The sequence below is a fragment of the Roseibium sp. genome (assembly GCF_051016195.1).
Classification (GTDB): Bacteria; Pseudomonadota; Alphaproteobacteria; order Rhizobiales; family Stappiaceae; genus Roseibium.
The window spans coordinates 5,700,344-5,723,966 of record NZ_CP134616.1 but is presented as its reverse complement, the minus strand read 5'-3'; the positions used below and the strand labels follow the sequence as shown (position 1 = coordinate 5,723,966).

General features: G+C 58.2%; 24 protein-coding genes. 18 read left to right on the top strand and 6 right to left on the bottom strand.

From position 1 onward, the window contains the following. Positions 1-215 precede the first annotated feature (215 nt). The 8 genes from RDA78_RS25970 to RDA78_RS25935 all read left to right on the top strand — a co-directional run bounded on the left by RDA78_RS25970 (position 216) and on the right by RDA78_RS25935 (position 10,002). A complete protein-coding gene (locus RDA78_RS25970; RefSeq protein WP_434052645.1) occupies positions 216-2,735 on the top strand; it encodes an ABC transporter transmembrane domain-containing protein in 2,520 nt (839 codons plus the stop codon). Positions 2,736-2,834: 99 nt separating this feature from the next. After that, positions 2,835-3,293, top strand: a complete 459-nt coding sequence (locus RDA78_RS25965) for a cyclic nucleotide-binding domain-containing protein (protein ID WP_421982280.1) — start codon at positions 2,835-2,837, stop codon at positions 3,291-3,293. 10 nt (positions 3,294-3,303) lie between these two features. Beyond that, the gene (locus tag RDA78_RS25960) at positions 3,304-4,128 is read left to right on the top strand and encodes an MBL fold metallo-hydrolase (RefSeq protein WP_434052644.1); all 825 of its coding nucleotides are present in this window, start codon (positions 3,304-3,306) and stop codon (positions 4,126-4,128) included. A 376-nt stretch (positions 4,129-4,504) separates the two neighbouring features. Next, positions 4,505-5,656, top strand: a complete 1,152-nt coding sequence (locus RDA78_RS25955) for a helix-turn-helix transcriptional regulator (RefSeq protein WP_434052643.1) — start codon at positions 4,505-4,507, stop codon at positions 5,654-5,656. A 96-nt stretch (positions 5,657-5,752) separates the two neighbouring features. Further along, a complete protein-coding gene (locus RDA78_RS25950; RefSeq protein WP_434052642.1) occupies positions 5,753-7,111 on the top strand; it encodes an adenylate/guanylate cyclase domain-containing protein in 1,359 nt (452 codons plus the stop codon). 176 nt (positions 7,112-7,287) lie between these two features. Next, entirely contained in the window at positions 7,288-8,055 is a 768-nt protein-coding gene (locus tag RDA78_RS25945) for an SDR family NAD(P)-dependent oxidoreductase (protein WP_434052641.1), read from the top strand. 180 nt (positions 8,056-8,235) lie between these two features. Next, positions 8,236-8,745 carry a hypothetical protein gene (locus RDA78_RS25940; RefSeq protein ID WP_434052640.1) on the top strand — a complete coding sequence of 170 codons (510 nt, stop codon included), beginning with the start codon at positions 8,236-8,238 and terminating at the stop codon, positions 8,743-8,745. Between the two features lie 12 nt (positions 8,746-8,757). Further along, a complete protein-coding gene (locus tag RDA78_RS25935; protein ID WP_434052639.1) occupies positions 8,758-10,002 on the top strand; it encodes an HlyD family secretion protein in 1,245 nt (414 codons plus the stop codon). A 105-nt stretch (positions 10,003-10,107) separates the two neighbouring features. Here RDA78_RS25935 and RDA78_RS25930 read toward each other — a convergent pair whose 3' ends face one another. Next, entirely contained in the window at positions 10,108-10,476 is a 369-nt protein-coding gene (locus tag RDA78_RS25930; protein WP_434052638.1) for a cupin domain-containing protein, read from the bottom strand. Positions 10,477-10,703: 227 nt separating this feature from the next. Next, positions 10,704-11,090: a VOC family protein gene (locus tag RDA78_RS25925; protein ID WP_434052637.1), complete on the bottom strand. Its 387-nt coding sequence runs from the start codon at positions 11,088-11,090 to the stop codon at positions 10,704-10,706. 100 nt (positions 11,091-11,190) lie between these two features. Between RDA78_RS25925 and soxR the strand changes: the two genes are divergently transcribed. After that, the gene (soxR, locus tag RDA78_RS25920; protein ID WP_434056213.1) at positions 11,191-11,670 is read left to right on the top strand and encodes a redox-sensitive transcriptional activator SoxR; all 480 of its coding nucleotides are present in this window, start codon (positions 11,191-11,193) and stop codon (positions 11,668-11,670) included. 133 nt (positions 11,671-11,803) lie between these two features. On the opposite strand, the gene RDA78_RS25915 is transcribed toward soxR, so the two are convergent. Then, positions 11,804-12,061, bottom strand: coding sequence for a YjhX family toxin (locus RDA78_RS25915; protein ID WP_434052636.1), 258 nt, complete (start codon positions 12,059-12,061; stop codon positions 11,804-11,806). A gap of 787 nt (positions 12,062-12,848) precedes the next feature. Here RDA78_RS25915 and RDA78_RS25910 point away from each other — a divergent pair. Next, complete coding sequence (locus RDA78_RS25910) at positions 12,849-13,145, top strand: phosphatidylglycerophosphatase (RefSeq protein ID WP_434052635.1); 297 nt, start codon at positions 12,849-12,851, stop codon at positions 13,143-13,145. A gap of 294 nt (positions 13,146-13,439) precedes the next feature. Here the strand turns inward: RDA78_RS25910 and RDA78_RS25905 are convergent, their stop codons facing one another. Together RDA78_RS25905 and RDA78_RS25900 are read right to left on the bottom strand one after the other, a co-directional pair. After that, positions 13,440-13,682, bottom strand: coding sequence for a DUF6455 family protein (locus RDA78_RS25905; protein ID WP_434052634.1), 243 nt, complete (start codon positions 13,680-13,682; stop codon positions 13,440-13,442). Positions 13,683-14,893: 1,211 nt separating this feature from the next. Next, on the bottom strand, positions 14,894-15,169 hold the full coding sequence (locus RDA78_RS25900; protein ID WP_434052633.1) for a hypothetical protein: 276 nt from the start codon (positions 15,167-15,169) through the stop codon (positions 14,894-14,896). Between the two features lie 236 nt (positions 15,170-15,405). Here RDA78_RS25900 and RDA78_RS25895 point away from each other — a divergent pair, with 236 nt between their 5' ends. From RDA78_RS25895 to RDA78_RS25860, 8 genes are all read left to right on the top strand, one after another. Further along, positions 15,406-16,521 carry a flagellar hook-length control protein FliK gene (locus RDA78_RS25895; protein WP_434052632.1) on the top strand — a complete coding sequence of 372 codons (1,116 nt, stop codon included), beginning with the start codon at positions 15,406-15,408 and terminating at the stop codon, positions 16,519-16,521. Positions 16,522-16,531: 10 nt separating this feature from the next. After that, positions 16,532-16,816, top strand: a complete 285-nt coding sequence (locus tag RDA78_RS25890; protein ID WP_434052631.1) for an EscU/YscU/HrcU family type III secretion system export apparatus switch protein — start codon at positions 16,532-16,534, stop codon at positions 16,814-16,816. A 249-nt stretch (positions 16,817-17,065) separates the two neighbouring features. Further along, entirely contained in the window at positions 17,066-18,547 is a 1,482-nt protein-coding gene (gene gatB, locus RDA78_RS25885; protein WP_434052630.1) for an Asp-tRNA(Asn)/Glu-tRNA(Gln) amidotransferase subunit GatB, read from the top strand. A 29-nt stretch (positions 18,548-18,576) separates the two neighbouring features. Further along, positions 18,577-18,945 (top strand): GFA family protein, encoded by a 369-nt coding sequence (locus RDA78_RS25880; protein ID WP_434052629.1) that lies wholly within the window; start codon positions 18,577-18,579, stop codon positions 18,943-18,945. 247 nt (positions 18,946-19,192) lie between these two features. After that, entirely contained in the window at positions 19,193-19,873 is a 681-nt protein-coding gene (locus RDA78_RS25875) for an amino acid ABC transporter permease (RefSeq protein ID WP_434052628.1), read from the top strand. Continuing rightward, positions 19,870-20,580 (top strand): amino acid ABC transporter permease, encoded by a 711-nt coding sequence (locus RDA78_RS25870; RefSeq protein ID WP_434052627.1) that lies wholly within the window; start codon positions 19,870-19,872, stop codon positions 20,578-20,580. The genes RDA78_RS25875 and RDA78_RS25870 overlap by 4 nt, the downstream gene beginning before the upstream one ends. A 38-nt stretch (positions 20,581-20,618) precedes the next feature. Then, entirely contained in the window at positions 20,619-21,407 is a 789-nt protein-coding gene (locus RDA78_RS25865) for a transporter substrate-binding domain-containing protein (RefSeq protein ID WP_434052626.1), read from the top strand. A 104-nt stretch (positions 21,408-21,511) separates the two neighbouring features. After that, a complete protein-coding gene (locus RDA78_RS25860) occupies positions 21,512-23,056 on the top strand; it encodes an ArnT family glycosyltransferase (RefSeq protein ID WP_434052625.1) in 1,545 nt (514 codons plus the stop codon). A gap of 9 nt (positions 23,057-23,065) precedes the next feature. Here the strand turns inward: RDA78_RS25860 and RDA78_RS25855 are convergent, their stop codons facing one another. Further along, positions 23,066-23,587, bottom strand: coding sequence for a hypothetical protein (locus RDA78_RS25855; RefSeq protein ID WP_434052624.1), 522 nt, complete (start codon positions 23,585-23,587; stop codon positions 23,066-23,068). Positions 23,588-23,623: the final 36 nt, after the last annotated feature.

Below are 23,623 nucleotides of genomic sequence, written 5' to 3'. Positions count from 1 at the left end.
CGGATATCCACCAATGTGAGATTTTCGGCATCGGACGGATTTAAACTGCTTGTGGCAAATGCTAATCCTGGCTGGCGCATCGATCTTGGGTCGCTAATATACCAATATGATCACAATGAACATAATTGATCCATAAGTGTTTGGACGAGCGAATGGAAAAAAGCCTTTTCGGATTCATTTGGAAGTATAGTGCTCGCCAGCAGATATTTATCATCATGGTCACCGTACTTACGTATCCGGTGGTCTATTTCCTGCTAGAATTACCTAAGCTGATCGTCAATGACGCTGTTCAGGGAGACAATTTTCCTAGAGACGTACTTGGCTTCGACTTCGATCAGATCCCTTACCTTGTTCTTCTCTGCCTCACCTTTCTCGGGCTTGTCGTAGTCTCCAACGGACTGAAGTTCTACCTCAATGTCTACAAGGGACGGCTCGGTGAGCGCATGTTGCGCAGGTTGCGCTTCGAACTGTTCCAGCGCGTTCTGAGGTTCCGGCTGCCGCATTTCCGCAAAGTGAGTTCGGGCGAAATCATCCCGATGATCACCTCCGAGGTGGAGGATGTCGGCGGTTATATTGGAGAGGCCTTCGCGCTCCCCGCATATCAGGGCGGCATGCTGATCGTGCAACTCGGGTTCATCTTCATGCAGGATCCGCTGCTTGGCCTTGCCGCGGTCAGTTCCTACCCGATCCAGGGATATGTCATCCCGATGCTCCAGAAGAAGGTCATCATTCTGTCGCGCAAGCGGGTCAAGAACGTGCGCATCATTGCCGACAAGGTGGGTGAGAGCATCACCGGCGTTGCCGAAATTCATGCCAACGATGCGGCGGCCTGGCACTCGGCCGATCTCTCGGACCGCCTCTACGAGAACTTCAAGATCCGCTACGAGATCTTTAACCGGAAGTTCCTGATCAAGTTTCTGAACAATTTCATGAACCAGCTGACGCCGTTCTTTTTCTATCTGATCGGCGGCTATCTGGTCATTCAGGGGAACCTCAGCATCGGTGCGCTCCTGGCCGTCATCGCGGCCTACAAGGATCTTGCCGGCCCCTGGAAGCTGCTTCTGTCTTTCTACCAGATGACTGCGGACGTTAGCGTCAAGTACCAGACCGTTGTCGAGAATTTCGATCCGCCGGACATCTATGACACCGAGCGGCTGACTGCAGATGACGATGTCAAGCTCGACGGCGACGTGAAGTTCGAACGCGTCAGCTTTTCCGGTGGGGCTGCCGGTCAGGAAGTCATGGACATCTCGCTCACGGTTCCGGCGCAAAGCGAGTGCGCGATCGTGGGGCCGGACGGGTCGGGCCGGTCCGAGGTGTTGCAGCTCGCGGCCGGGCTTGTGTCCGCAGCGTCGGGCAAGGTTCTCATCGGTGATCACGATCTGGACAAGTTGAACGACAGCACATTGGGCCGGGAAATCGCCTATGTAGGCGGTGCCGTTCACGTCTGGACCGGAACGATCCGGGACAACCTGTACTATGGACTTCGTCACCGGCCGCTGATCCCGCCGGAACGGGACGGGGAGGAGCAAAAGCAATACAAGCGCCGGGTGAATGAGGCCAACCAGACCAAGAACCCTGTCTATGACCTGGCCGCGGAATGGAACGATTTTGATGCCGCCGGCGTCAGTAACGACGACGAACTCGACGAAAAGGCGCTTGCCCTGCTCGAGACGGTCAGGCTCGACAATGATGTTTACCGCCTGGGCCTTCAGTCGAGACTTGATCCGTCCATGAATGACACGTTCGCGGAGAAAATTCTCAACGTTCGCAAGAGTCTCGCGGGCAGGATCGCGGACGAACCGAAGCTCGCCGGATTGGTCGAACTCTGGCACGCAGACAGTTTCAATGCGAGCGCGAGCCTTGCTGAAAACCTGTTCTTCGCGGTGCCCGCCGATCCGGACATCACGATGGATCAGGTGCCGGAACTCGATGAGGTCAAGGAATTCCTTTCCGAAACGGGTTTCGACAAGAAACTGCAGGAGATCGGTCTCAAGATCGCGGAGACCATGCTCGAACTCTTTGCAAACGTTTCCGGCGACAGCGGTTTGCTCGGTTCCTATTCCTTCATCAACCAGGACGATCTGCCTGAATTCGAGAGAATTGTCCGTATCGCCAAGTCGGAGCAGCAGCGGCCCGGATTGTCCGATGCCGACCGGATGAAGCTGACGGGCCTTGCATTCAAGCTGGTTCCGGCCAGGCACCGTCTGGGCGTGATGACCGACGAGCTTCGCGACGAAGTGATTGCAGCCCGCAAGAAATTCCTGGATGGCGTGGTCAAGAACAGCGACAGCTTCGTGGCTTTCGATCCCGATGTCTATCTGCCGCCACTGACCATCGAGGACAATCTTCTGTTCGGTCGTGCCCGTGTCGACCGGCGCGACGCACGACGCCGCATCGACGACGTAATCCGGACAATCGTTGAGGAAACGGGGTTGCGGCACCCGATCATATACGCCGGCTTCGGGTACCATGTCGGAGTGTCCGGTTCGCGCCTTTCGGCCAACCAGCGCCGCCGGATCGCATTGGTGCGTGGTCTCTTGAAAAACGCAAAGATTACAATTTTGGATGATATTGCAACGGGTCTGACCGAGGAGGACAAGACGCTGCGCGATGCTCTGCGGGACTTCCTCTCCGGAAAAACGTTCTTGTATGGCACTTCAAACGCGGAAATCGCAGCTGAATTCGACCAGCGCTTCGTTTTGGACCAGGGCCGGATTTCGGATATAGGGTAGAAAAATGCCATTTTATGTGGGAAGGCATGGAACCTGCAGCATCCAATTGCATGCCAATAAAAAAATACGCGGGAACAACAATGAAGGCGGGAGCAAGCGATGACGCTAGAAACAGAAGTTGAAGCCCTTCGAAAGGTACCCTTGTTTCATGGCATTGATGAAACCAAGTTGCGTCTCCTGGCTTTCATAAGCGAACGCACGGAATACACCTCGGGTGAGCGCCTGTGCTCGCAGGGAGAGGAAGGGGATTGCGCCTTTATCATCCTGTCTGGCGCAGCGGATGTTCTGGTAGATACGCCTGAGGGCGAAAAGAAAGTCGCGCAGGTTGCGGAAAATTCGATCGTCGGTGAAATTGCGATCCTGTGCGACGTACCGCGCACAGCGACACTGGTCGCCGCGAATAACATGGATGTCCTGACCGTATCCAAGGATGATTTCTTGAAACTATTGAAAGAATTTCCGGATATTTCACTTGAAGTCATGCGAACATTGGCACTGCGGCTCGAACGGACCACCCGCGATCTTGCAGATGCCCGCCGGGGGGCGTCCGGTGGTTAGGGAGTGAAACGTGGCAGATGAATTTTTACTCCGCTGCTGGGGCGTGAGAGGGTCCACGCCGACGCCGGGGTCAAGCACGCTGCGATACGGAGGAGAAACCTCCTGTTTTGAAATCCGCGCGGGAGACGCGCTGATCCTTGTCGACTGCGGCTCCGGCGCCCGCAATTTCGGGATGGAGCTGTGCAAGGGGCAACCGCGCAAGTTCGATCTTCTATTTACGCACACCCATCTCGACCACATCTGCGGACTCCCGTTCTTCAAACCGGCGTACGATCCGAACTTCGAAGTCACGGCCTGGGCCGGGCACTTCCAGGACGGGACCAAACTTGTCGACATCGTAAGCCGCATCATGTCACCGCCGATTTTCCCTGTTGCCGCCAAGACGCTGAAAGCGGTTGAGTTCAAGTCGTTCACGGCGGGCGAGAGCATTCCACGTGACGACGACCTTGTCATAAAGACCACGCGGCTCAACCACCCTGGCGGGGCCTGCGGATACCGGTTCGACTATCATGGAAAATCCATCTGCATCATAACGGACCACGAGCACGGAGATCCCGCGGTGGATGAAGTCCTGCCCGGTTTCGTGCAAGGCGCGGACATCATGATCTACGATGCCATGTTCACTGATGATGAATACGAGAGCTTTCAGGGGTGGGGGCATTCCACATGGCAAAAGGCGGTGCAGCTTGCGCGTGTCGGAAATGTGAAGACGCCCGTGCTGTTCCATCACGATCCGCGCCGTTCCGACGATGAACTCGATGAAATAGGTCTTGCGGCTCAAGCCGCGTACCCCGGCACTCTTGTTGCCAGTGAAGGCATGGTGCTGAAACCATAGGTCCTAAGATTACGCCTCTTCCGACATGGAAAGCTTCGAAATGCTTGGCCATACGTTTCAGGCCGCGCGCCGTTGCCAACCTGACAGTAAAAAAAACGGCGGCCCAAAATGGCCGCCCAAAAAATAACACAGCTTAAAAAATTGAACGCTCGCCGATTGCGGGAATGCGGGAATTCCCATGTTGCAAACGAATTACGATCCCGTCAGCAAAATAAACGCTGCCTGGAACCGAACAACGCGATCAACGTCTGTTTACTAGACGTATGCATTAATCGCATGGTCCATATGGACTATATCTGCATATAAATTTTGAGTTGCGTCGAGGTTGCGGACCTAGTGTAATTCCAAACGTTATCGATACCACATCGGGGGGAGCGTGGTCGTAACTTCAGAAAAAGTCGTTGATCTATCCAATCTCGCCATGTCGGCAGCCATGGATCCGAGCCGCTGGCAGGTTTTCCTCGATTCCCTGTCCAGTGCCTTGCGAACGCGGGTCTGTACCCAGCTGATCGGCTACGATCAGATGACCAATGCGGCGCCTTTGGCGTACGCATCTGGGTACGACCCTTCAATTCTGCGGCTTTACGAGGAACAGTTCGCGGACAAGAACCCTTTCGCCGCGAATTTTCCGAACTGCGCCATCGGAGACTCGATTTCCACGCACGAGCTATGCGCGCTTGAGAAACTCAAGAGAACGCAATTCTACGCGGATATCCTGCATCCCCTGGAGGATCTCCATGCCGGTGGAGGCTCCATGTTGGCACTTGACACCAGCCGGATGTTTCTGATCGGCGGCAACATGCGTGCAAAGGATCAGGAGCGCCACGAAGGGGACTGGCTGAAATTGTGCGTCGCGCTTGCACCGGTCATCCGGCAGTCGCTCGAAATCAACCGCATGATCAGGGGCTTGAAGTTTGAGAAGTGGGCCGCGGAGAGGCATCTGCTTGGCACCGGCACGGCGATACTCGTGGTCGACGCCTGCATGATGCTGCACTATGCCTGTCCGGAGGCTCAACGACTGCTTGCCGATGGCGGTCTCGTTCGAAACGACATGTTTCGCCGATTGAAATTTGCATCCCGCGACGTTCAGGAGCAGTTCAAGGCTGCTGCCGGCAGGCAGGCTCTTGGGAACCCGCACCTGTTCGCGAATGTCAGTCTCAGAGACCTGCGCAGAAACGAATGGATATGCCGGACCATCGGAATGAGGCTTGGGGATCTCGATAAATCGCCTTTCGGCGCGTTCATGACCGGCAGTTTGGCTGCGACTTTGGTTGCGCTCAAGCCCGTCGGGGATCGGGTCACGATCGTTGATACACTGCGCAAGTCCTTGTCTTTGAGCCACGCCGAGGCGCAATCGGTGGTCATGCTCGCCGATGGCTTTACCTCGGCAGAGATCGCGGACGAGCGCAAGGTCAGCATTCACACCGTCCGCAACCAGATCAAGTCGGCGCTGTCCAAGTCGGGTTGCCGGCGGCAGAGTGAACTCGTGCAGAAGGTCGAACAGTTGCGGCATTTTGGTGATCGGTGAATGTGCCGCATCACGAGCGGTCACATTCGCGCTTAGCTTATTGCGAAATCCTTGCTGAAAGGAGACACTCCCGTCTCTTTCTGAAACTGGATCGCCATGAGCTCACTTTCGCAAACACTCCGCTATATCGTTCAGGGCGGACCTCCCGAAACGGGCGTGCCTGAGAGGGTCCGCACCGAAATCAGGGGGCGGGAAGCCTCGTCGGAGCGTCTCATAAGTTGGGTGCAGCTCGGGCTCGTCCTGTTCTTTTCAGTTCTTTATGCGCTAGCGCCACGGGCCGAGGGAACGGCCGGGTTCAACTTCGTGCCGGTCGCGCTCGGTGCCTACTTTTTGTTTACAGTGTTGCGTCTCGCACTGTCCTACCGGTTTGAGTTGCCGCAATGGTATCTCCTGATCTCGATCGGTGTTGACATGGCACTGCTCGTCGGGCTGATCTTCTCGTTTCATATCCAGTACGACCAGCATCCGGCGTTCTATCTGAAGGCGCCGACACTCATGTATGTGTTCATCTTCATCGCGCTGCGCGCGCTCAGGTTCGACCCTCGTTTTGTTCTGACAACCGGTCTTGTCGCGGTTGCCGGATGGCTGGGGCTCGTGTTTTACGCGGCCTTCGCCGAAATGGATTCCATGCGCGTCACGCGGAACTATGTCGAATACCTCACCGGCAATTCCATCTTGATCGGTGCCGAACTGGACAAGACGATGGTGATCTTTGCCGTCACCGTCATCCTGTCTGTCGCGCTTTATCGCGGGCGATCGATGCTTTTTGAGGCAACGCGCGGACAGGCTGCGGCGAAGGATCTCAGACGCTTCTTTGCGCCCGAGGTCGCAGCGTCGATCACGGACGCGGACACATCGCTTGAGGCAGGTGAGGGGAGCCAGCGCGAGGCCGCGATTCTCTACGCCGACATTCGTTCGTTCACCTCAACCTCGGCCACGCTTCCACCGGAAGTCGTTTTGGCCGTTCTGGCGGAATACCAGAACCTTGCGGTCGAAGTGATCAACCAGGAAGGCGGCCGCGTGGACAAGTTTCTGGGTGATGGGATTCTGGCGACTTTCGGGGCTGTGCATCCGTCCGATACCTATGCCGCCGATGCGCTCAGGACCGCCGAAAAGCTGGTTGCCAGCGTTGCGGAGGAGCAGGAGCGGTTCCGGGCCGCGGGTTGGCCGGGAAGGCTGAAAATGGGAACGGCCGCTGCTGCCGGACCGGTGACGGTTGGTGTCATCGGATCCAAGAGCAGACTGGAATTCACGGTGATCGGAGATGCGGTCAATCGTGCTGCCAAGCTCGAGGATGCAAACAAGGCGCAGAAGTCAGCCGCACTCACGGATCGGCCGACATGGGATCTGGCTCTCAGGCAGGGATACACGGCCACATTGCTTGAAGTCAGGCCGGACATAACCGTCCCCGGCATGGGCCACCCGGTCGATCTTGTCGTCTTGGCCGACTTGTAGCTCTGCCGCTGATGTGACTTGTGCAGCGGCCTCATTTTTCCGGTTGGGCAGATTGAACGAGAATAGACTTGACCCTCAGGTCCTTCTGGGACAGGCTACGCCGGAAAATTGACCTTTTCGTCAATCAAGTATAAAAAAATTAGCAAATACAACTATATAGACAATAGGAGAGACGCTTGAGGCTCGATTCCACTCTTTCTGCGATTGTTACCGGCGGCGCATCCGGTTTGGGGGCCGCCACGGCAAGGATGCTGGCCGCGGAAGGTGTGAAGGTCACTATTTTTGATCGGAATGCAGAGCAGGGAAGCGAAACCGCATTTGAGATCGGCGGCCTGTTTGCCGACGTCGATGTCACCAGTCAGTCAAGCGTGGAAGCCGGTTTCGAGCTTGCGCGGACGTCGCACGGTCAGGAGCGCATCCTTGTCAACTGCGCAGGCATTGCGCCGGTCGCAAAGACGACCTCGCGCGGCGAACCGCACCCGATGGACATGTTCGAGAAGGTGATCTCGGTGAACCTGATCGGCTCCTTCAGATGCATCACGATTGCTGCGACCGGGATGGCAGACCTTGCACCCGTCACTGCTGACGGCGGGCGCGGTGTCATCGTATCGACGGCGTCGGTCGCAGCATTCGACGGACAGATCGGCCAGGTCGCCTACGCCGCCTCCAAGGCGGGTGTTGCCGGCATGACGCTGCCCGTCGCGCGGGACCTCTCGAAATCGGGGATCCGGGTCATGACGATTGCCCCCGGGATTTTCGAAACACCGATGCTTCTGGGTCTGGCACCGGAAGTGCAGGAATCACTTGGCCAGCAGGTGCCGTTTCCCTCCCGTCTTGGCAAGGCCCACGAATATGCGAACCTCGTCCGGTCTATCTGCGAAAACGATATGCTCAACGGCGAGACGATCCGGCTCGACGGTGCCATTCGCATGGCGCCCCGCTGACGCCAGTCTCCAGAAATCTGTTTGAACCCATTCCGGCAACACAGACCGGGTGAAGAAGCCCTGCACACGGACGTTCGGGCGGGCCGGTGGTTTTGTCATTGTTACCGGTTTCCTTTTTGTTTGACGCGGCGTTGATACTGGAACAGGTTGTCCCGGACATGTTGATTTACGGATTTGAAAATGACTGAGAACATGCACGAGCTCGCACCTCATCATTTGCCTTTTTTTATTCCCAAGGCAGACGGCAGCGACCAGATGATGCTCACGGTGCTGATCGCGTTGATCGTGATCATATTGTTGCTGGGCACCTTTTACCTCTACCTGCATTCACTTCCCGAAAGGCTGGCGCACAAGCACGGGCGCATTCAGTTCGAGCTTGTAGCGGTTCTGGGGCTGCTTGCTTTGTTCACCCACAACCAGATCTTCTGGGTCGCCGCTCTCGTGCTTGCCTTTGTTCAACTGCCGGACTTCACGACTCCTCTGGATACGATCGCAAGTTCAGCGAGCCGGATTGCGAAGAAATTTGACGGAAAGGGCGACGTGGCAGCCGATGACTACCTTGAGGCCCAGGAGATCATGAGCAGTGAGACCGGCGAGGGGCAGCCACCGGCTGAAGCTGCGCCGGAAGCCACAACAGAAAGCGCATCGGAAAGCCCGGGCTCCGAAACACGCGCCGACGTCAAGGCATAGGGAGCAGAACACGTGTTTGAGACCCTATTCTGTTCCATGATCACGATCCTGCCGGACTACCTGTTCCGCCGGTACGTCCAGGGCAAGCGGATTGGTCACGAGATCACGCTCTATTCCGTCTGGTACGAGTTGCGGTACGGCATCGTGTCCTGCCTGATGCTGACGATCTCGCTAATCACGCTCATCTTCTATTTTCATCCGTCATCCACCAGCGCGGTATCCACCTTCCGCGTTCTGCCGATCCTGCCTGAAGGCTCGGGACGGGTCTCGGAAGTCTTCGTACCCTTGTCGCTCGATACGGAGGTGAAGGCCGGCGACCAGCTGTTCAAGTTGGACAGCAGCCGCCAGGAAGCCGATGTAACCACGGCGAAGCAACAGGTTGCCGAAATCGAGGGCGAGATCGCGCTCGCCCAGGGCGAGCTCGCTGTCGCGAGCGCCCAGGTGGAGCAGGCGGAGGCCGCTCTTAAACAGGCGCAGGATGAACTTGATACCAAGCAGGAGCTGTTTGAGCGCAACGCCAATGTCGTCAGCGAGCGGGACATTGAAAAATTGCAGACCACGGTCGATTCCAGGCAAGGCGCTCTTTCGGCCGCACAGGCAAACAAGGAACTTGTCGAGACGAAGATCAACATTGCCCTGCCGGCCAGTCTCGAAAGCGCACGGGCGCGGCAGCAGGAGGCGGAAGTCGAACTGTCCAAAATGACTGTCTATGCGGGCGTCGACGGGACAGTCAGCCAGTTTGTTCTGCGGCCCGGCGATATCGTCAACCCGCTGATGCGCCCGGCTGGCGTGCTGATCCCGGCGGACTCGCAGCAGGAACGCATCGTTGCAGGCTTCAGTCAGATCGAGGCCCAGGTCATGAAACCGGGCATGGTGGCGGAGGCCTTCTGTCCTTCAGTGCCGTTCACGATCATTCCGCTTGTTGTCACCGATGTTCAGAACGTGATCGCGTCAGGCCAGGTCACGGCGGGCAGCAAGCTTTTCGACACGTCGCAGGCGGCGGCAAAACAGGGAACCGTCACCGCAATCCTGGAACCGCTCTATAAAGGTGGGCTCGACAGGCTGCCGCCGGGTGCCAGCTGTTCGGTCAATGCCTATACCAGCAACCACGACAGGCTGACATCTGACGAAAATCTCGGGACGGGCGAGTTTGTGTTCCTGCATGTGGTCGACACGGTCGGTATCGTCCACGCGATCATGATCCGGGGACAGGCTCTCAGATACCCGATCACGGCGCTGGTGCTTACGGGTCACTGAAGAGGCGCTCTGCCGCTTGGAATGGTGTGCGGCGCGCGCGCGAGCGCGCGCACCCGTCCGTGCGGGCCTGTGGCCGCGCTCAAGCTCGGACAACATGAAACTGCGTTAGTGCGCCTGTCGATCACACCAGAAAATATCGTTTTCGACGACGTTGGTTTTGAAAACTACATAAGTGAACGGAAAATCGTACTGGTTCTCGGTGCTGTGCACCTCGAGCGGTTCGCAGGTCAGCGTCTGCCCCGGTTCAAGATTGAACTCCCGGCCGTCGATCCGGAAAGTCCCCTTGCCGGACAGGACATGAAAGACCTCCGTGCACGACTTGTGATAATGCTCATTTACCTGAGTGTGCGGTGGAATCTCGACAATCTGGACGAGACCTCCATTCATGTTGATGTCCGCGTCCCGCAGCAGAACCTTTTTTCTGTAACCGGGACCGTTGGCCCAGGCGATGTCTTCGTTTCGCACCAGCTTCATGCTTCCCTCCCGATAGTTTCCCGGTTTCCTTCGATGTTTTCTCTCGTGTTTCGGACATTGGGAAATTTACACAGAAAGGGAGTGTTTCAGAAGAAAGTGCCAAAATAGGGCCACGCACCCATATGGCACTTTGCCGCGAAGACGCGGGGTTCGAGTATTGGACACCAGCTATTTGTGAGTGCGCGGCCGGTTCTCGGGAATAACTCCCCGCAAACCGGCCTATCATGTCACTCGTAGCTCACAATCTCGAATTCGATACCGTCGTCGTCATCGAAATAGAACCGGCGGCCGGGCTCGTAGTCCTGATGATTGTGCGTCTTGTAGCCACCAGCCCTGATCCGCTTCTCTGTCGCGTCGAGATCGTCGACGACAACGGCGATATGGTTCAGGCCGCCATGATGGCTGTAGCTTTCGCCCGTAACCGGCGTCGTATCGTTGGAGGGTGAGTAGGCTGCGATATAGCTGGTCTCGTTGCCGATGTGGTAGGTCGTGCCGCCATTGAGAGCGGCCCCTTTCCACCGGACTTTCCAACCGAACCAGTCTTCCAGCCGTTTTGCCGTTGCTTCGGGGTCGGTAACCGTCACGTTGACATGTTCGAGGAAGGCAGTGCTCATGGTGTTGTCCTTTCCGGGTTTGACTCCTCATGGACACATGAGATAATTCCTCAACTATACTTGAGGTCAAGGTCAAAAAGGAATTTATTTGAAAAAGGTTATGAAGGGGAGTGATCTTCTCTCGATCGGCGAGCTTGCGGACAGGACAGGGTTGTCCGTTTCGGCAATCCGCTTCTATGAAGAAAAGGGGCTTGTCCATCCCGCCAGAAACAGCGGTGGCCAACGCAGGTTCATGCGCGCCGACATTCGCCGATTGTCCTTTGCGCTCGTTGCCCAGGAATTCGGGTTCACGATATCGGAGATTGCCGTCCGGCTCGCACAGTTGCCTGAAGGGCGCGCGCCGAACAAGGCGGACTGGAGCAAAATGAGCCGTGAGTTCCGCAAACATCTCGACGACCGCATCGAGAGAATGACGGCACTTCGTGACAAACTGGATGCATGTATCGGGTGCGGATGCCTGTCCATGAAATCCTGCAATCTTTATAATGCGGGAGACGCCGCTGCGCGTCATGGACGGGGTCCGAGATATCTGCTCGGCGACGCGCCTGACCTGGCGGGCACGGATGAGGGGACGTCGTGAGCACGATCGAACATACGATCGGTCGGACTTGGTTTGCCGAACTGTGGCGGAACATGTCGGCGAAACTCGGCAAGGAAAGATGCGCACCGGCAAACCGGTGCGCACCTTTCGGGTTTGGGAAAGTCCTCCGGTGTCATCTGTTGTCCAGTTGAGCACGGACCCTTTTCAGTCCGAGCTGGGTGATCCGGTAGGGACCGCTGTTTTTTGAGGCGATCAATCGTTTGTACTTGAGCTTTCGGAAAAGTCTCAGTGAGCAGCCGCCCCAGTACCAACCGTCGCGAGTGACGGTTTCCTGATTGATGATGCGGCCATCTTCGTCTTTCTCCACGAGGATGCAGCCGCCTTGCGCCAGCAGGTGCAGAACCCGCTGTTCGGCTTTTGATATGTCCATTTCGGAAGTGCCTGAGAAATCGATACAGGTTTATGGCCGCTGCGGCCAATCGCACGCAACGCCGGTATTCACTGTCCGGCTTTCAATCAGCCGGGACTTATCGGGACTCCAGTTGTCCGGACATAAAACCTCGCTATCGGAAAGCCCGCCTATCACGGGGTGGGAGCAGGTTCAATCTCGCGCCTGGCGATAACCCCGGGTCCGGACAAGCTTTTGCGTTTCTGTTGCGGAAATGCTGCAGGTGTCAGCTGCTCTCTGCAGGCCAGTACCCGTTGTCCGGGTTCCGGGATACGGCGACCGCCTTGACGTCGGTCGACCTGCAGGATGAGCAGATCAGCGTCTCGCTGAGCGCTGACACTTTCTGGTCTTGGGAGAAGCGCGCACCATTCATGTATCTGAATCGTCCGCAGTTTGCGCACACGATCCCAAGTCGCCGATCGGATTTTCCCAGGGCGCCTATAGTTGGATCATCACTGTGGACAGCTGAGGCTAAAGACATGATTAAATGATGTGCAAATAGAATTGACTTCCGACAGATGTCGGAGATTTAACTGAGGTTCATTTGCAATATATCACAGTTATTGAAGAAGTAAAACAGCCAAAATCACACATGAATGATCGTTCATGTTGGGCGAAATGATCTGTTTTCATCCAAATCGCAGGTAAAAGTCAGGGTGAGTTAGAGAAATATTTGACCAGATAGAAAAAATTATCTGGACTGCCTCTGAATTGCGTCATGAAAGGTCTCGCCTTTGAAGCAGCGTGACGCTATGTGAGGGGAATGGACATGCTTTCTGATACTTGGATTGATCTTTTCGGATTCTCGGGGCTGTTGAATCCGTTTGCTCTGCTGATCGGCGGATACTTGGGTTGGCGTGCCGACACGGCGCAGAAGCTCTGGATCGTGGGCTTCGCCGCGGCGGCCCTGTCACTCATGCTCGAGGCTGCCGTCGGCATGCTTCAGCTGCCACAGCCGATTTCGCAGGACGCGGGAGCGCTGGCAATGTTTCCGTTTCGATTTGTCGGCGGTGCGGCGTTGGGCGGACTGATGTTCTGGCTGCGCCGGCAGCGCAAGAGGACCTGATCCCCGGTTCCGCTGTGCACTAGGTGTGCTAGGGTCAGGACCCATTCATTTGGTTGAATTGGCGCGGCAAACGGCGATGAGCTGCAAGGAAAATCGCGACAAGCGGGCTTCCTGCCCGGTTGAGCGGTTTGACGGTGCGGATCGAAGCCGTTTTTGCGTCCCGGAGGGATAGGGTGAATTTGCCCGGCAACGTCGTTGCAAATCTTTGGAAACCGGACGGTTTCCCGCAGCTTTGCGCCTCGTATCCGAACAAATTCATCCCTACCAATCCATCCAAATGAATGAGTCCTGACCCTAGTCTTCCAGCCAGCTGTCGAACAGTTCGGCGTTTGGACAATTCTTCATCGGGTGCGCCGCGCCATCCGAGTGATCTTCCAGCCATTTTTTGCAGGCTTCGGCATTTCCGCAGCTAATGCAGCGCAGCGCGGCCGTCCGCAACTCGGCATCGGATCTTATCCCGGTGGGAATTTTTTCCATTGCACCGATGGTGTCGAGCATTCTGCCCATCAAGCCGGCACGCTCGTTCAGGCGGTCCATCCAGTTCACGCTGTTTCTCCCTTCACAGCTTTCAGTCCGGGTCAGCCCCAGGTTGTCCGCGCGCAAATCGAGTGGACAAGACGGTTTCACAAGTCATCCAGGCTGGCACAATGAGCCGTTAAGGCTGCGGCAGCATTGATCAGGGTCAAGTCTGTGCAGGTCGGGAGAAAGCGGTCATAATACGGCCTTGCGAATCTCTGCCACTGCGAATGCGAGAGGCGTTGCGATGGTTGAAACGGTGAGCGCCCAGCCCTCGGCCTTGGGGCAAGGCACATCCGTCGCGGCGGCGCGGCTTGAACCTGGAACAGAGTTGAGAGCCAGGGTAGAGGCAAATTTGCCGGGCGGCATAGTTCGGTTTGCGACCGATGATGCGAAGTTCGATCTCAAGCTCCCCGTGAGATTGCCGTTGGGGAGCGAGGTCATCGTTTCCGTTTCAGGCAACAGGACCAGTCCGGTGATCCAGGTGACAACCCCGCAGGTTCTGCCCGGGGATGCGGCGGCGCCTTTGACCGCACAACAGCCTCAGCAGGCACCGCAGCCATCACAGGCCCTGCCGTCATCGCAAGCTCTGCCAGGCAGACCGGCACCAGGTCCGGCGCAGGCGCTTGCCACGGCTGGGGCAGGGGTGCCTGCGGCGACGCAAGAGAAACCACCCCTGGAAACCCCACAGACCGCACAGTCCACCAAGACCGCTCAGACTGCTCAGACTGCGCGTGTGGTGTCCGCGTCACCGGCCACAAACCAGCCGCCGGCGCAAAGCCAGCCGCCGGCGCAAAGCCCGACTACGCAACAGGGAACAGTCCTGAGAGGTAGTTCTGAGCAACAAGCTGCAGGCCCGGCCCGGCAACCCGGCTCACCGGCAGCTTCCGCGCCTCAAGTCACACCGGCTCCCGGACAAGCAGCTGTTAAAGGGACGCAGTCTGACCCGGTTGTCTCAAATCGCCTGCCGCAGTCAGGTGCCGGATCCAGCGCACTCCCGCCACCTGTCGCGTCAAAGCCCGGAGCGAACGCATTCACACCAGCTACCGCGCTCCCGCAAGGCAGCGCCAGTTCGGCGAGCCCGCCCGCAGCGCCTGCTGCGCGCGGTGCATCATCCGTTTCCAACCAGACACAGGCGCTGGCGCCACCGGCTCAACCAGCCGCGCCCGGGATCGGACGTCCAGCCGCTACACCGGGGCCTCAGGTAAACCTGCAATCGGCGGCTGAAGCCGTCAGGCAGGTGCCGCCTCCGGCGCCGTCCAACCCGGCATCAGCGGCGGCGTCCGCGACCCTTCGGCCAGGCGCGCCGGTTCCCAGACCTGAATCGCCGTTGCCGCAGACGAACCCGGCCTCGGGAGCAAAGACACAGGCGCTTCAGCCCGCGTCACCACAAACAACGGGGCTAACGTCAGACGCAGCCGCCGCAGCGCGCGCCTCAACTGCACCACCCACATCAGCAGCACCACCCACATCAGCAGCGCCACCCACATCAGCCACGCCACCTGCATCAGCGTCGACCGCTGTCACTCCGAACAGCGCGCATGCGCCGCAGGTGCCATCGTCGCCGGCGTCCGGTCCCGTCGCCGCACAATCAACCGGGCCAGGTCAATCCGCGGTCCATCCGTCGCCGGCAGGTGCGGAAAGAACTGCCCCGGCGCAGGCACCGCTTCCGGCAACCGGCGCTTTGGCCGCCAAGCCTGGAAGCGCGGCCTTCGACGTTTCAAGGCCTCAGGTCCGCGCTCCCGTGAATACGCCAACATCTCCGGCGACGTCACCTGCAGCGACCGGTCAGGCGCCAAAGGGATCGCTACAAGCGGGAGACAGCCTGCGTGTGGCGCAACACCAGCCTTATCAGCCCCCTGCGGCTGGAACGGCTCCCCGGTCTGGAACTGCATCGGCGCCGGATGCGACCACGACAACGAAACCTGCAAATCAGATTGCGCGCCAGGCCTTCCAGGCGCTCGGCGAGCAGCAGTCCGGATTGGCCAATCTCTTCGTTCAGGCGGGAAATCTGGTGTCCATGCAGGCGACAGGAAAGGTTGCCTTGCCGGACCCTGTCGTCAAGGCGATGCAGCAGATCCTCGGTTTGCGGTTGAATGCGGGGCAAAGTCCGTCCGCCGGCGATCTTCAGCAGTCCATCCGCCTGTCAGGGCAGTTCAGGGAGGCTGACATCGCTTTTCCACGCGGCGGGACGCCGAGCGCACAGGTGGATCTCAAGTCTGTCTTGATGTCTTTCAAATCACTGTTGCAGCAATTTGGAGCCGAGGCACAGGTAACGCGTCCTGCGGCGCAGCCGAAACCGCCTTCGCGGCAGGAACCGCCACAGGGGCAGGCCCAGCCGGGCGCGAGAGGTTTCCTGCCGGGCAGCACGCCTCAGGTCCTGCAGGCGCTGCTGAAGGAGACCGACGCGGCCCTCGCGCGGGTCAGGATGACCCAACTTGTCAACTCCGGACTTGCAGGTGACGAGCGCTCCCAGGCGGCGTCTCGCCCCATGGACCTTGTGCTTGAATTGCCGTTGGCGCTCGGCCAGGAAACAGGCGTGTTGCAGCTACAGGTTGGCCGGGATGGTGGCGGCCAGGCGGATGACGGCGACGGCGAACCCGCTTGGAGGCTTCGTTTTGCGATGGACCTCACGGCGACCGGACCGGTCGAGGCCGCCGTCAGCCTGCGCGGTGGGGGAACCTATGTCAGCCTCTGGGTTGAGAGATCCGCTACCTATGACAATTTGAGAGCTCTTGAGGAAACCATGCTGGCCTCTTTTGCCGATGCCGGGCTGGATCTGCAGGAATTTAGGCTGATGCGGGGGCTGCCTCCCAGGGCGGCCGCCAAGTATGGCACGCTTGTCGACAGGCAATCATGAGGAGGTGAGAATGGAGCCGGGAGACAAGCCGGAGAAAAAACTTGCCGTCGCACTTCGATACGAGAACGAGGGAGCGCCTGTCGTTACCGCGAAGGGGGGCGGCTCGATTGCCGAGCAGATCGAGAAACTTGCGCGGGAGGCCGGAGTGCCGATCGAACAGAACCCCATGATGGCGGAAGCGCTCTCGCAGATCGAAATCGACCAGGAAATCCCTTTGGAACTTTATCAGGCCGTCGCCGTTCTGATCGGCTTCATCATGCGCACGGGAACGGCACAGAATCCCGGCGTGGAATGAGTGGCAGACCGTATCCCCCGTCATTTCCGTTTTCGCTCGTCCCAAACGGTTCAAACGGCCGGGCAACCGCGTATCCCGGGTGCAATCAGGACACTTTGTGCGAAAGCTGCTGCGGCACATAAGGAAACCCTTGCAGCCGGCGCAATTCCCGAATAGGTCATCAGGCAGCTTTAAATTCGCGCCGCAGCATTCCTGCCGACCTCCCTGATCGCGTGCGCGAAATAGAACAGAACAGGATTTTTGACGAAGATGACGCTTGTCGACGTACGCACACCCGATCCGAAGAAATTCATCAAGGGCGCGACCGGCGATTGGGAGATCGTGATCGGCATGGAAGTCCATGCGCAGGTCACGTCCGAAGCCAAGCTCTTTTCCGGCGCCTCGACCGAATTCGGCAGGGCCCCGAACGATAACGTTAGCCTTGTCGACGCAGCCATGCCCGGCATGCTGCCAGTAATCAACGAGGAATGCGTGCGCCAGGCGATCCGCACAGGCCTTGGCCTGAAGGCGGAGATCAACCTGAAATCCGTGTTCGACCGCAAGAACTACTTCTATCCCGATCTGCCTCAGGGCTATCAGATCTCGCAGTTCAAGCAGCCGATCGTCGGCGAGGGCAAAATCCTGCTCGACATGCCGGACGAGCAGGTCGAGATCGGGGTTGAACGCCTGCATCTTGAACAGGATGCAGGAAAGTCGTTGCACGATCAGCATCCGAGCATGTCGTTCGTCGACCTGAACAGGTCCGGCGTCGCGCTGATGGAGATCGTCTCCAAGCCTGACCTCAGGTCGTCGGACGAAGCCAAGGCCTATCTGACGAAACTGCGCACGATCCTGCGCTACCTCGGTACGTGTGACGGCAACATGGATCAGGGCTCCATGCGCGCGGACGTCAACGTATCGGTACGCCGTCCGGGTGGTGAATTCGGCACACGTTGCGAGATCAAGAACGTCAACTCGATCCGCTTCGTCGGTCAGGCGATTGAATATGAAGCGCGCCGTCAGGTGGGTATTCTGGAAGACGGTGGCGAGATCGACCAGGAAACCCGGCTCTTCGATGCAGTGAAGGGCGAGACACGCTCCATGCGGTCCAAGGAGGAAGCGCACGATTATCGCTACTTCCCGGATCCCGACCTGCTGCCGCTGGAGTTCACCCAGGCGTTCGTCGACGACCTCTCCGGTCATTTGCCGGAACTGCCGGACGACAAGAAAGCGCGGTTCATCGGCGACTACGGTCTGACGGCCTATGACGCCGACATTCTCGTTGTCGAAAAGGCGTCCGCCGATTTCTTCGAAGATGTCGCGAAGGGACGTGATGCGAAGCTGTCTGCCAACTGGGTCATCAACGAGTTGTTCGGCCGCCTGAACAAGGAAGGCAAGGATCTCTCCGAAAGCCCTGTTTCTGCGGATCAACTCGGATCGATCATCGATCTCATCAAGGCCGGAACGATCTCTGGCAAGATCGCCAAGGACCTGTTTGAAATCGTCTGGACGGAAGGCGGCGATCCGGCACAGATCGTGGAAGACCGCGGCATGAAACAGGTCACGGACCTGGGCGCGATCGAGGCGGTTGTCGACGAAATCCTGGCTGCCAACCCGGACAAGGTCGAACAGGCCAGGGAAAAGCCAAACCTTGTCGGCTGGTTCGTCGGTCAGGTCATGAAAGCCTCTAAGGGCAAAGCAAACCCGCAGGCCGTGAATGAGCTTCTGAAACAGAAAATCGGTCTCGAATAGAGATGTCCGCGGAGGGAACGGCTTCCACGGTGGCGCTTCCGATCAAAGGGGCGTGCCACTGTGGTGCGGTGACCTTCGAGATGTCGGCCCGGCCCCGTCACGCCGTCGAATGCAACTGTTCCATCTGCAGAAGCCTGGGCACTGTGTGGGGTCACGGGGACGCGGGAACCATTGTCATCAAGGCAGAGCCGGACGCCACCATCCGCTATTCGCGGGGAGATCACGAACTCGCCTTTCACACCTGCAAAGTGTGCGGATCGACAACCCACTGGGAAGCCATTGCCGGCGAAGCGAAAGGCCGCATGGCTGTCAACTTGCGGCTGGCAGCGCCCGGGACGATCGAAGAGATCGGTCTCCGCCATTTCGACGGCGCGGATACCTGGTCTTTTCTGGATTGAACTTGCTTTAGGGTACGGACCCGAGCCGTCTGTCGCTTTTCCCGCGCACTTGCCGGTGTCGTTTGGCTAATTGTTTGGCTGGCTGCCTTTTTTCTGAGCGTTCCCATCGTTGACATCGTTTGTTGCCGGGGTTTAGCGCAGTCTCCTGCACTCGTTTCTGTTTGGCACGACCGTTGCAAAGCGATCCCGAAACTGTTTTGGGGTTGGGGGCGTCCTTGCAGACACGAAGATTACCGGATCGGTCGCAGTGGCTGATCTGAGATTTTTTGAGATCTATCGAAATCCGGAGTATCTCTGGCTACTCTTTCAAGGAGCGCTGGTCAGCGGAATGCTGACCATCGGCGGTGGCATTTTCGGCTTTATCGCTGCGCTTCTGCTTGCCGCGTTCCGGCATTACCGGATCCCGGTTCTGATGCAGCTTGCGACGGCATGGGTCGAGTTCATCCGTAACACCCCGCTCATCGTTCAGATGTTTTTCATCGCGTTCGGTCTTCCGCTTCTGTTCGGCTACCAGTGGCCCTTCTGGGGACATGCATTGCTGGCGCTGTCCGTGAACTTCTCTGCCTATTTTGCGGAAATCCTAAGGGCTGGCCTGGCGTCACTTGACAGCGGCCAGGGGGAAGCTGCCGATGCTCTCGGGATCCCGAGGTGGCTCAGCTTCATCAAGGTCAGCCTGCCGCAGGCCGTGGCCGCCATGTATCCGTCTCTCAACAGCCAGTTCATCTTCCTGTTCCTGACAACGGGCGTGATTTCGGAAATCGGCGTGACCGACCTCACATGGGCAGGTGTCTTCATCGACAGCCGCAGCTTCCGTTCGTTCGAAGTGTTTTTCACTCTCACAGTGATTTATGTGCTCATGTCGCTGATGTTCAAAAGCGCGCTCGGTCTCCTGCATGTTCGCCTGTTCAAGTGGAAGGTGGTGCGGTGAAGGACCTGTTCGCAGAGGTTTTGGGAAAACCGTTCGGGATCGTCCTTTATCAGCTTTTGGACGCGACGCAGTTCACGATCTACCTCTCGCTGATCGCTTTCCTGGGCGGTGGCGCAATCGCGATGCTCATCACGGCCGCGCGGGTCGCGCCCGGGCGCCTCCTTGCCGGGCTTGCCACAGCCTACACATGGCTGTTTCAGTCGGTTCCGCTTCTGATGCTTCTGTTTCTGCTGGGACTCGGCGTTCCGCATCTCTTTTCCCTCAGGATCGATCCGTGGCACGCGGCGGGGCTGGCGCTCACGCTCTATACCAGCGCCTATCTGGCGGAGGTCTGGTGCGGCGCCATCTTTGCCGTTCCGGGCTCGCAGCATGAAGGCGGCAAGGCACTTGGCCTCACGCTGTTCCAGATCATGCTGCTCATCATCCTGCCGCAGGCCGTTCGTCTTGCCGTGGCGCCGACGATCGGTTTCATGGTGCAGATCATCAAGGGAACGTCTCTCGCCTATATCATCGGATTTCATGACCTGATGACGGTTGGCAAACGCTGGGCGAATTCGCCTGTGCCGGGAACGCAGCCATTCGTCATCTATCCGCTGATGGCGGTCATCTACTTCAGTCTCTGTTTTCCGTTGTCTGTCTGGTCGCGCCGCCTCGAAAGGCGGCTCGGCTCGGCATCTTCAAAGAGCGGGGGCAAAGCCGCCGCCTGAAAAATCGCGCTTGTTGAACCAAAAAGGAGGGTCGCGAAATGTGGAAGAAACTGACTGGTCTTGGAGGAGCCCTGCTGTCGGCTGCTCTGGTTTTCTCCAGTCCGGCTACGGCTGAGCTGAAAGATATCCTGCAATCCGGTACGATCAAGATCGCAACACCGGAAAATTTCCCGCCATTCGGTTCGCTCGGCGCAGACGGCGAATACGAGGGATACGACATTGACGTCGCGAAGATGATCGCCGAGGACCTCGGTGTCGAGCTTGAACTGGTTCCGGTCACCTCGAAGCAAAGGATTCCGTTTCTGGAAACCGACCGGGTCGATCTCGTGATCTCGACGCTCGGTGCCAATCCGGAACGCGCCAAATCCATTTGGTTCTCTCATGCTTATGCACCGTTCTTCTCCGGTGCTTTCGCCAAGCCGGATGTCTCCGTTGCTTCGATTGCCGATTTTGCGGGGAAGAAGATAGCCGTCACCGGCGGTACGCTTGAGGATCTTGCGATCACCGAAGATGCACCCGATGGGTCCGAAATCATCCGTTTCGGCGACAACGCCGCAACCATCGCTGCCTACGTCTCGGGCCAGGCCGACATCATCGTGACCGGCAACATGGTTGCGCTGGGAATTGCGAACGACAATCCGGATTTCAATCTCCAGACCAAGTTCATCATCGCCAACTCCCCGTCCTATATCGGGGTGAAGACCGGAAACATCGATCTTCTGCAGTGGGTGAACGTGTTTGTTCTGCACAAGAAGCTCAATGGCAAGCTTGATGAGCTTTCCAAGAAGTGGCTCAAGACACCCTTACCGCCGCTGCCTGCGCTCTGACACACCATAAAAACAAGAGAGAGCGCGGCGCTTCGCTGCGCTCTCTGGCCTTCTGATCCGTTCGAAGGGTTACAGGCAATCGGAAATCATGTATCCCGCTTGCCATGACCGTATTGCAGTCCTCTCAACGCGAAGCCGAAATCCCGTTTTATGCGACCCCGCTCGGGGTGTGGGGAATCGTCGCCTTGTGGGGCGTGCTGCATCTCCTGCTGAGGGCCGTGTCGACACCGGTTCTTGGCACCGATGACATGTTCGAAAACGTCCTCGTTCAGACACTTGAACCGGGCTACATGCTGCGTCAGCCGCCTCTTTACGAATGGCTTTTATGGTCGGCGCAACAGGCGTTCGGCCCCACCATCTGGGCTGCGCTTTTCGTCAAGTACAGCCTGATTTCCGTCGCCGCCCTGTTTCTGTTCCTGATCGCGCGCAAGGCCATCCATGCACCGCGCCTTGCGGCCCTTTGCGCTTTTTCCTATTCGCTCTACTACCAGTTCGGCTGGAACCTGCACGAAGGTGTCACGCACACGGTGGTGCTGACCACGGCCTGCGCAGCAAGTGCCTTTTTCTTCATAAAGGCCCTGGAGAGCGGGCGTTTGTCCTTCTATCTGCTGTTCGGTGCCGCTGCGGGGGCAGGCCTGATCGGCAAGCATTCCTACCCGATCTTTGCCCTTGCTCTTCTTCTGGCCGCCGTCAGCGACGGCGACTGGCGTCCGCGGATTCGTCTCGCAGGTCTGGTGCTCGTGCCCGTGGCTGCGGCGGTCGTTTACAGCCCCTACGCTTTCTGGATCCTGACCGAAGGCCTGCAGCTCTTTGCCTCCGTGTCAAAGACCATGGGCGTTGCGTCGGAAACGTCCCATGTGGCAAGGGCCGGCGAGGGGCTCGGCAAGCTCGCCTTCGGTCTCATCGGGTTTTCCGTGCTTTTGGTTCCCGTTTTGCTGCTGATTTTCTGGCAGCGGTATCTGGGAAGAACGGCGGCCGAAATGCCGGCAGTGAACAATGTCGCCCGGCTATGCGGACGAACCGTTGTCGCGATGATCCTGCTCACCGCATTCATGATCGCCGTCACCGGAGCCACCTATGTCAAGGAGCGGCACATGCATCCCCTGATGCTGCTGCTGCCGATTTATCTCTTCGCGGATCTGGAACGGTTCGGGTTCCACCGGCAATGGCGCTGGCTGGCAACCGTTGTCGCCGCCACCGTGGCCGTCGTGTTTCTGGCGCGCGTTCCCGGTCTTGTCGCTCCTGACAGGTTATTGTGCGGCGGCAAGTGCCGTCACATGAAACCCTACGAAGAACTCAGGCAACCGCTTGCAGACCTTGGCGCAGGTCGCGCGACACTGATCGCGGATGATGGCTACACCGGCGGCAACCTGCGTGTGCTCTTTCCGCATGCGCGTGTTGTCACCAAGGCCATTCCGGCACGCGTCCCGCCGAGGGACAAGTGTTTCTTCGTCTGGGAGCAGGGGGACGAAGAACCGGGTCTTCCGGCGGAGCAGCGCTTTGCAAAGGTTGCCTTTGGAAATCCGGGTACGCCGCTTTCCGCGACCTACCTCAGCGGCGCGTGGCCGCATCTGTGGAAGACCCCTGGTTGGCGCACCACGTGGTGGGGCGTTGCGGAACTGGACCCGCAGGAACCGCTCTGCCAGTGACCCGACGTGTCAGGTATTGTTGACCACGAGCATTTCTGCCTTCAGTTCAAGGAACCGCCCGAGGTCCTTGTGGCCGTTCTGGAAACTTGAGCACCAGATGCGGCCGATACTGGAAACCTCGAGAAAATTGACCTGAAACGCATTTGAATGACCGACATATTCCAGGTCATCCCAGCTCACTTTCTTGTTTCTCAGGAACGGGCTGTCGAAGTAGATCGCGTTTCGGTCATAACCAAAGCGAACGAAGAACACCTGATAGACGACAAACAGTGTGACCGCGAGAAACACGGCGGTGGCAACAAAGGCGAGCGCGATGTGTTTGGCCGGTGCATGGGCCATGGCGTAGATGACAAGCACGGAAAGCGGCACAAGAGCGGCTGCGACCCATTTGCATGGTTTGCTGTAGATCAGAAAACAGGCGTGGCCCTTCGTGTTCCCGTCCGGGCGAGCAACCGCTGACAAACCCCAGACGGAGGCCGCGCTCACCACGCCGCCTCCGACAGACATCGCCCAACCGCCCAAGTCAAACATGCCGGGTCATACTCCCAAAAGGGTTCGGCCACGGCA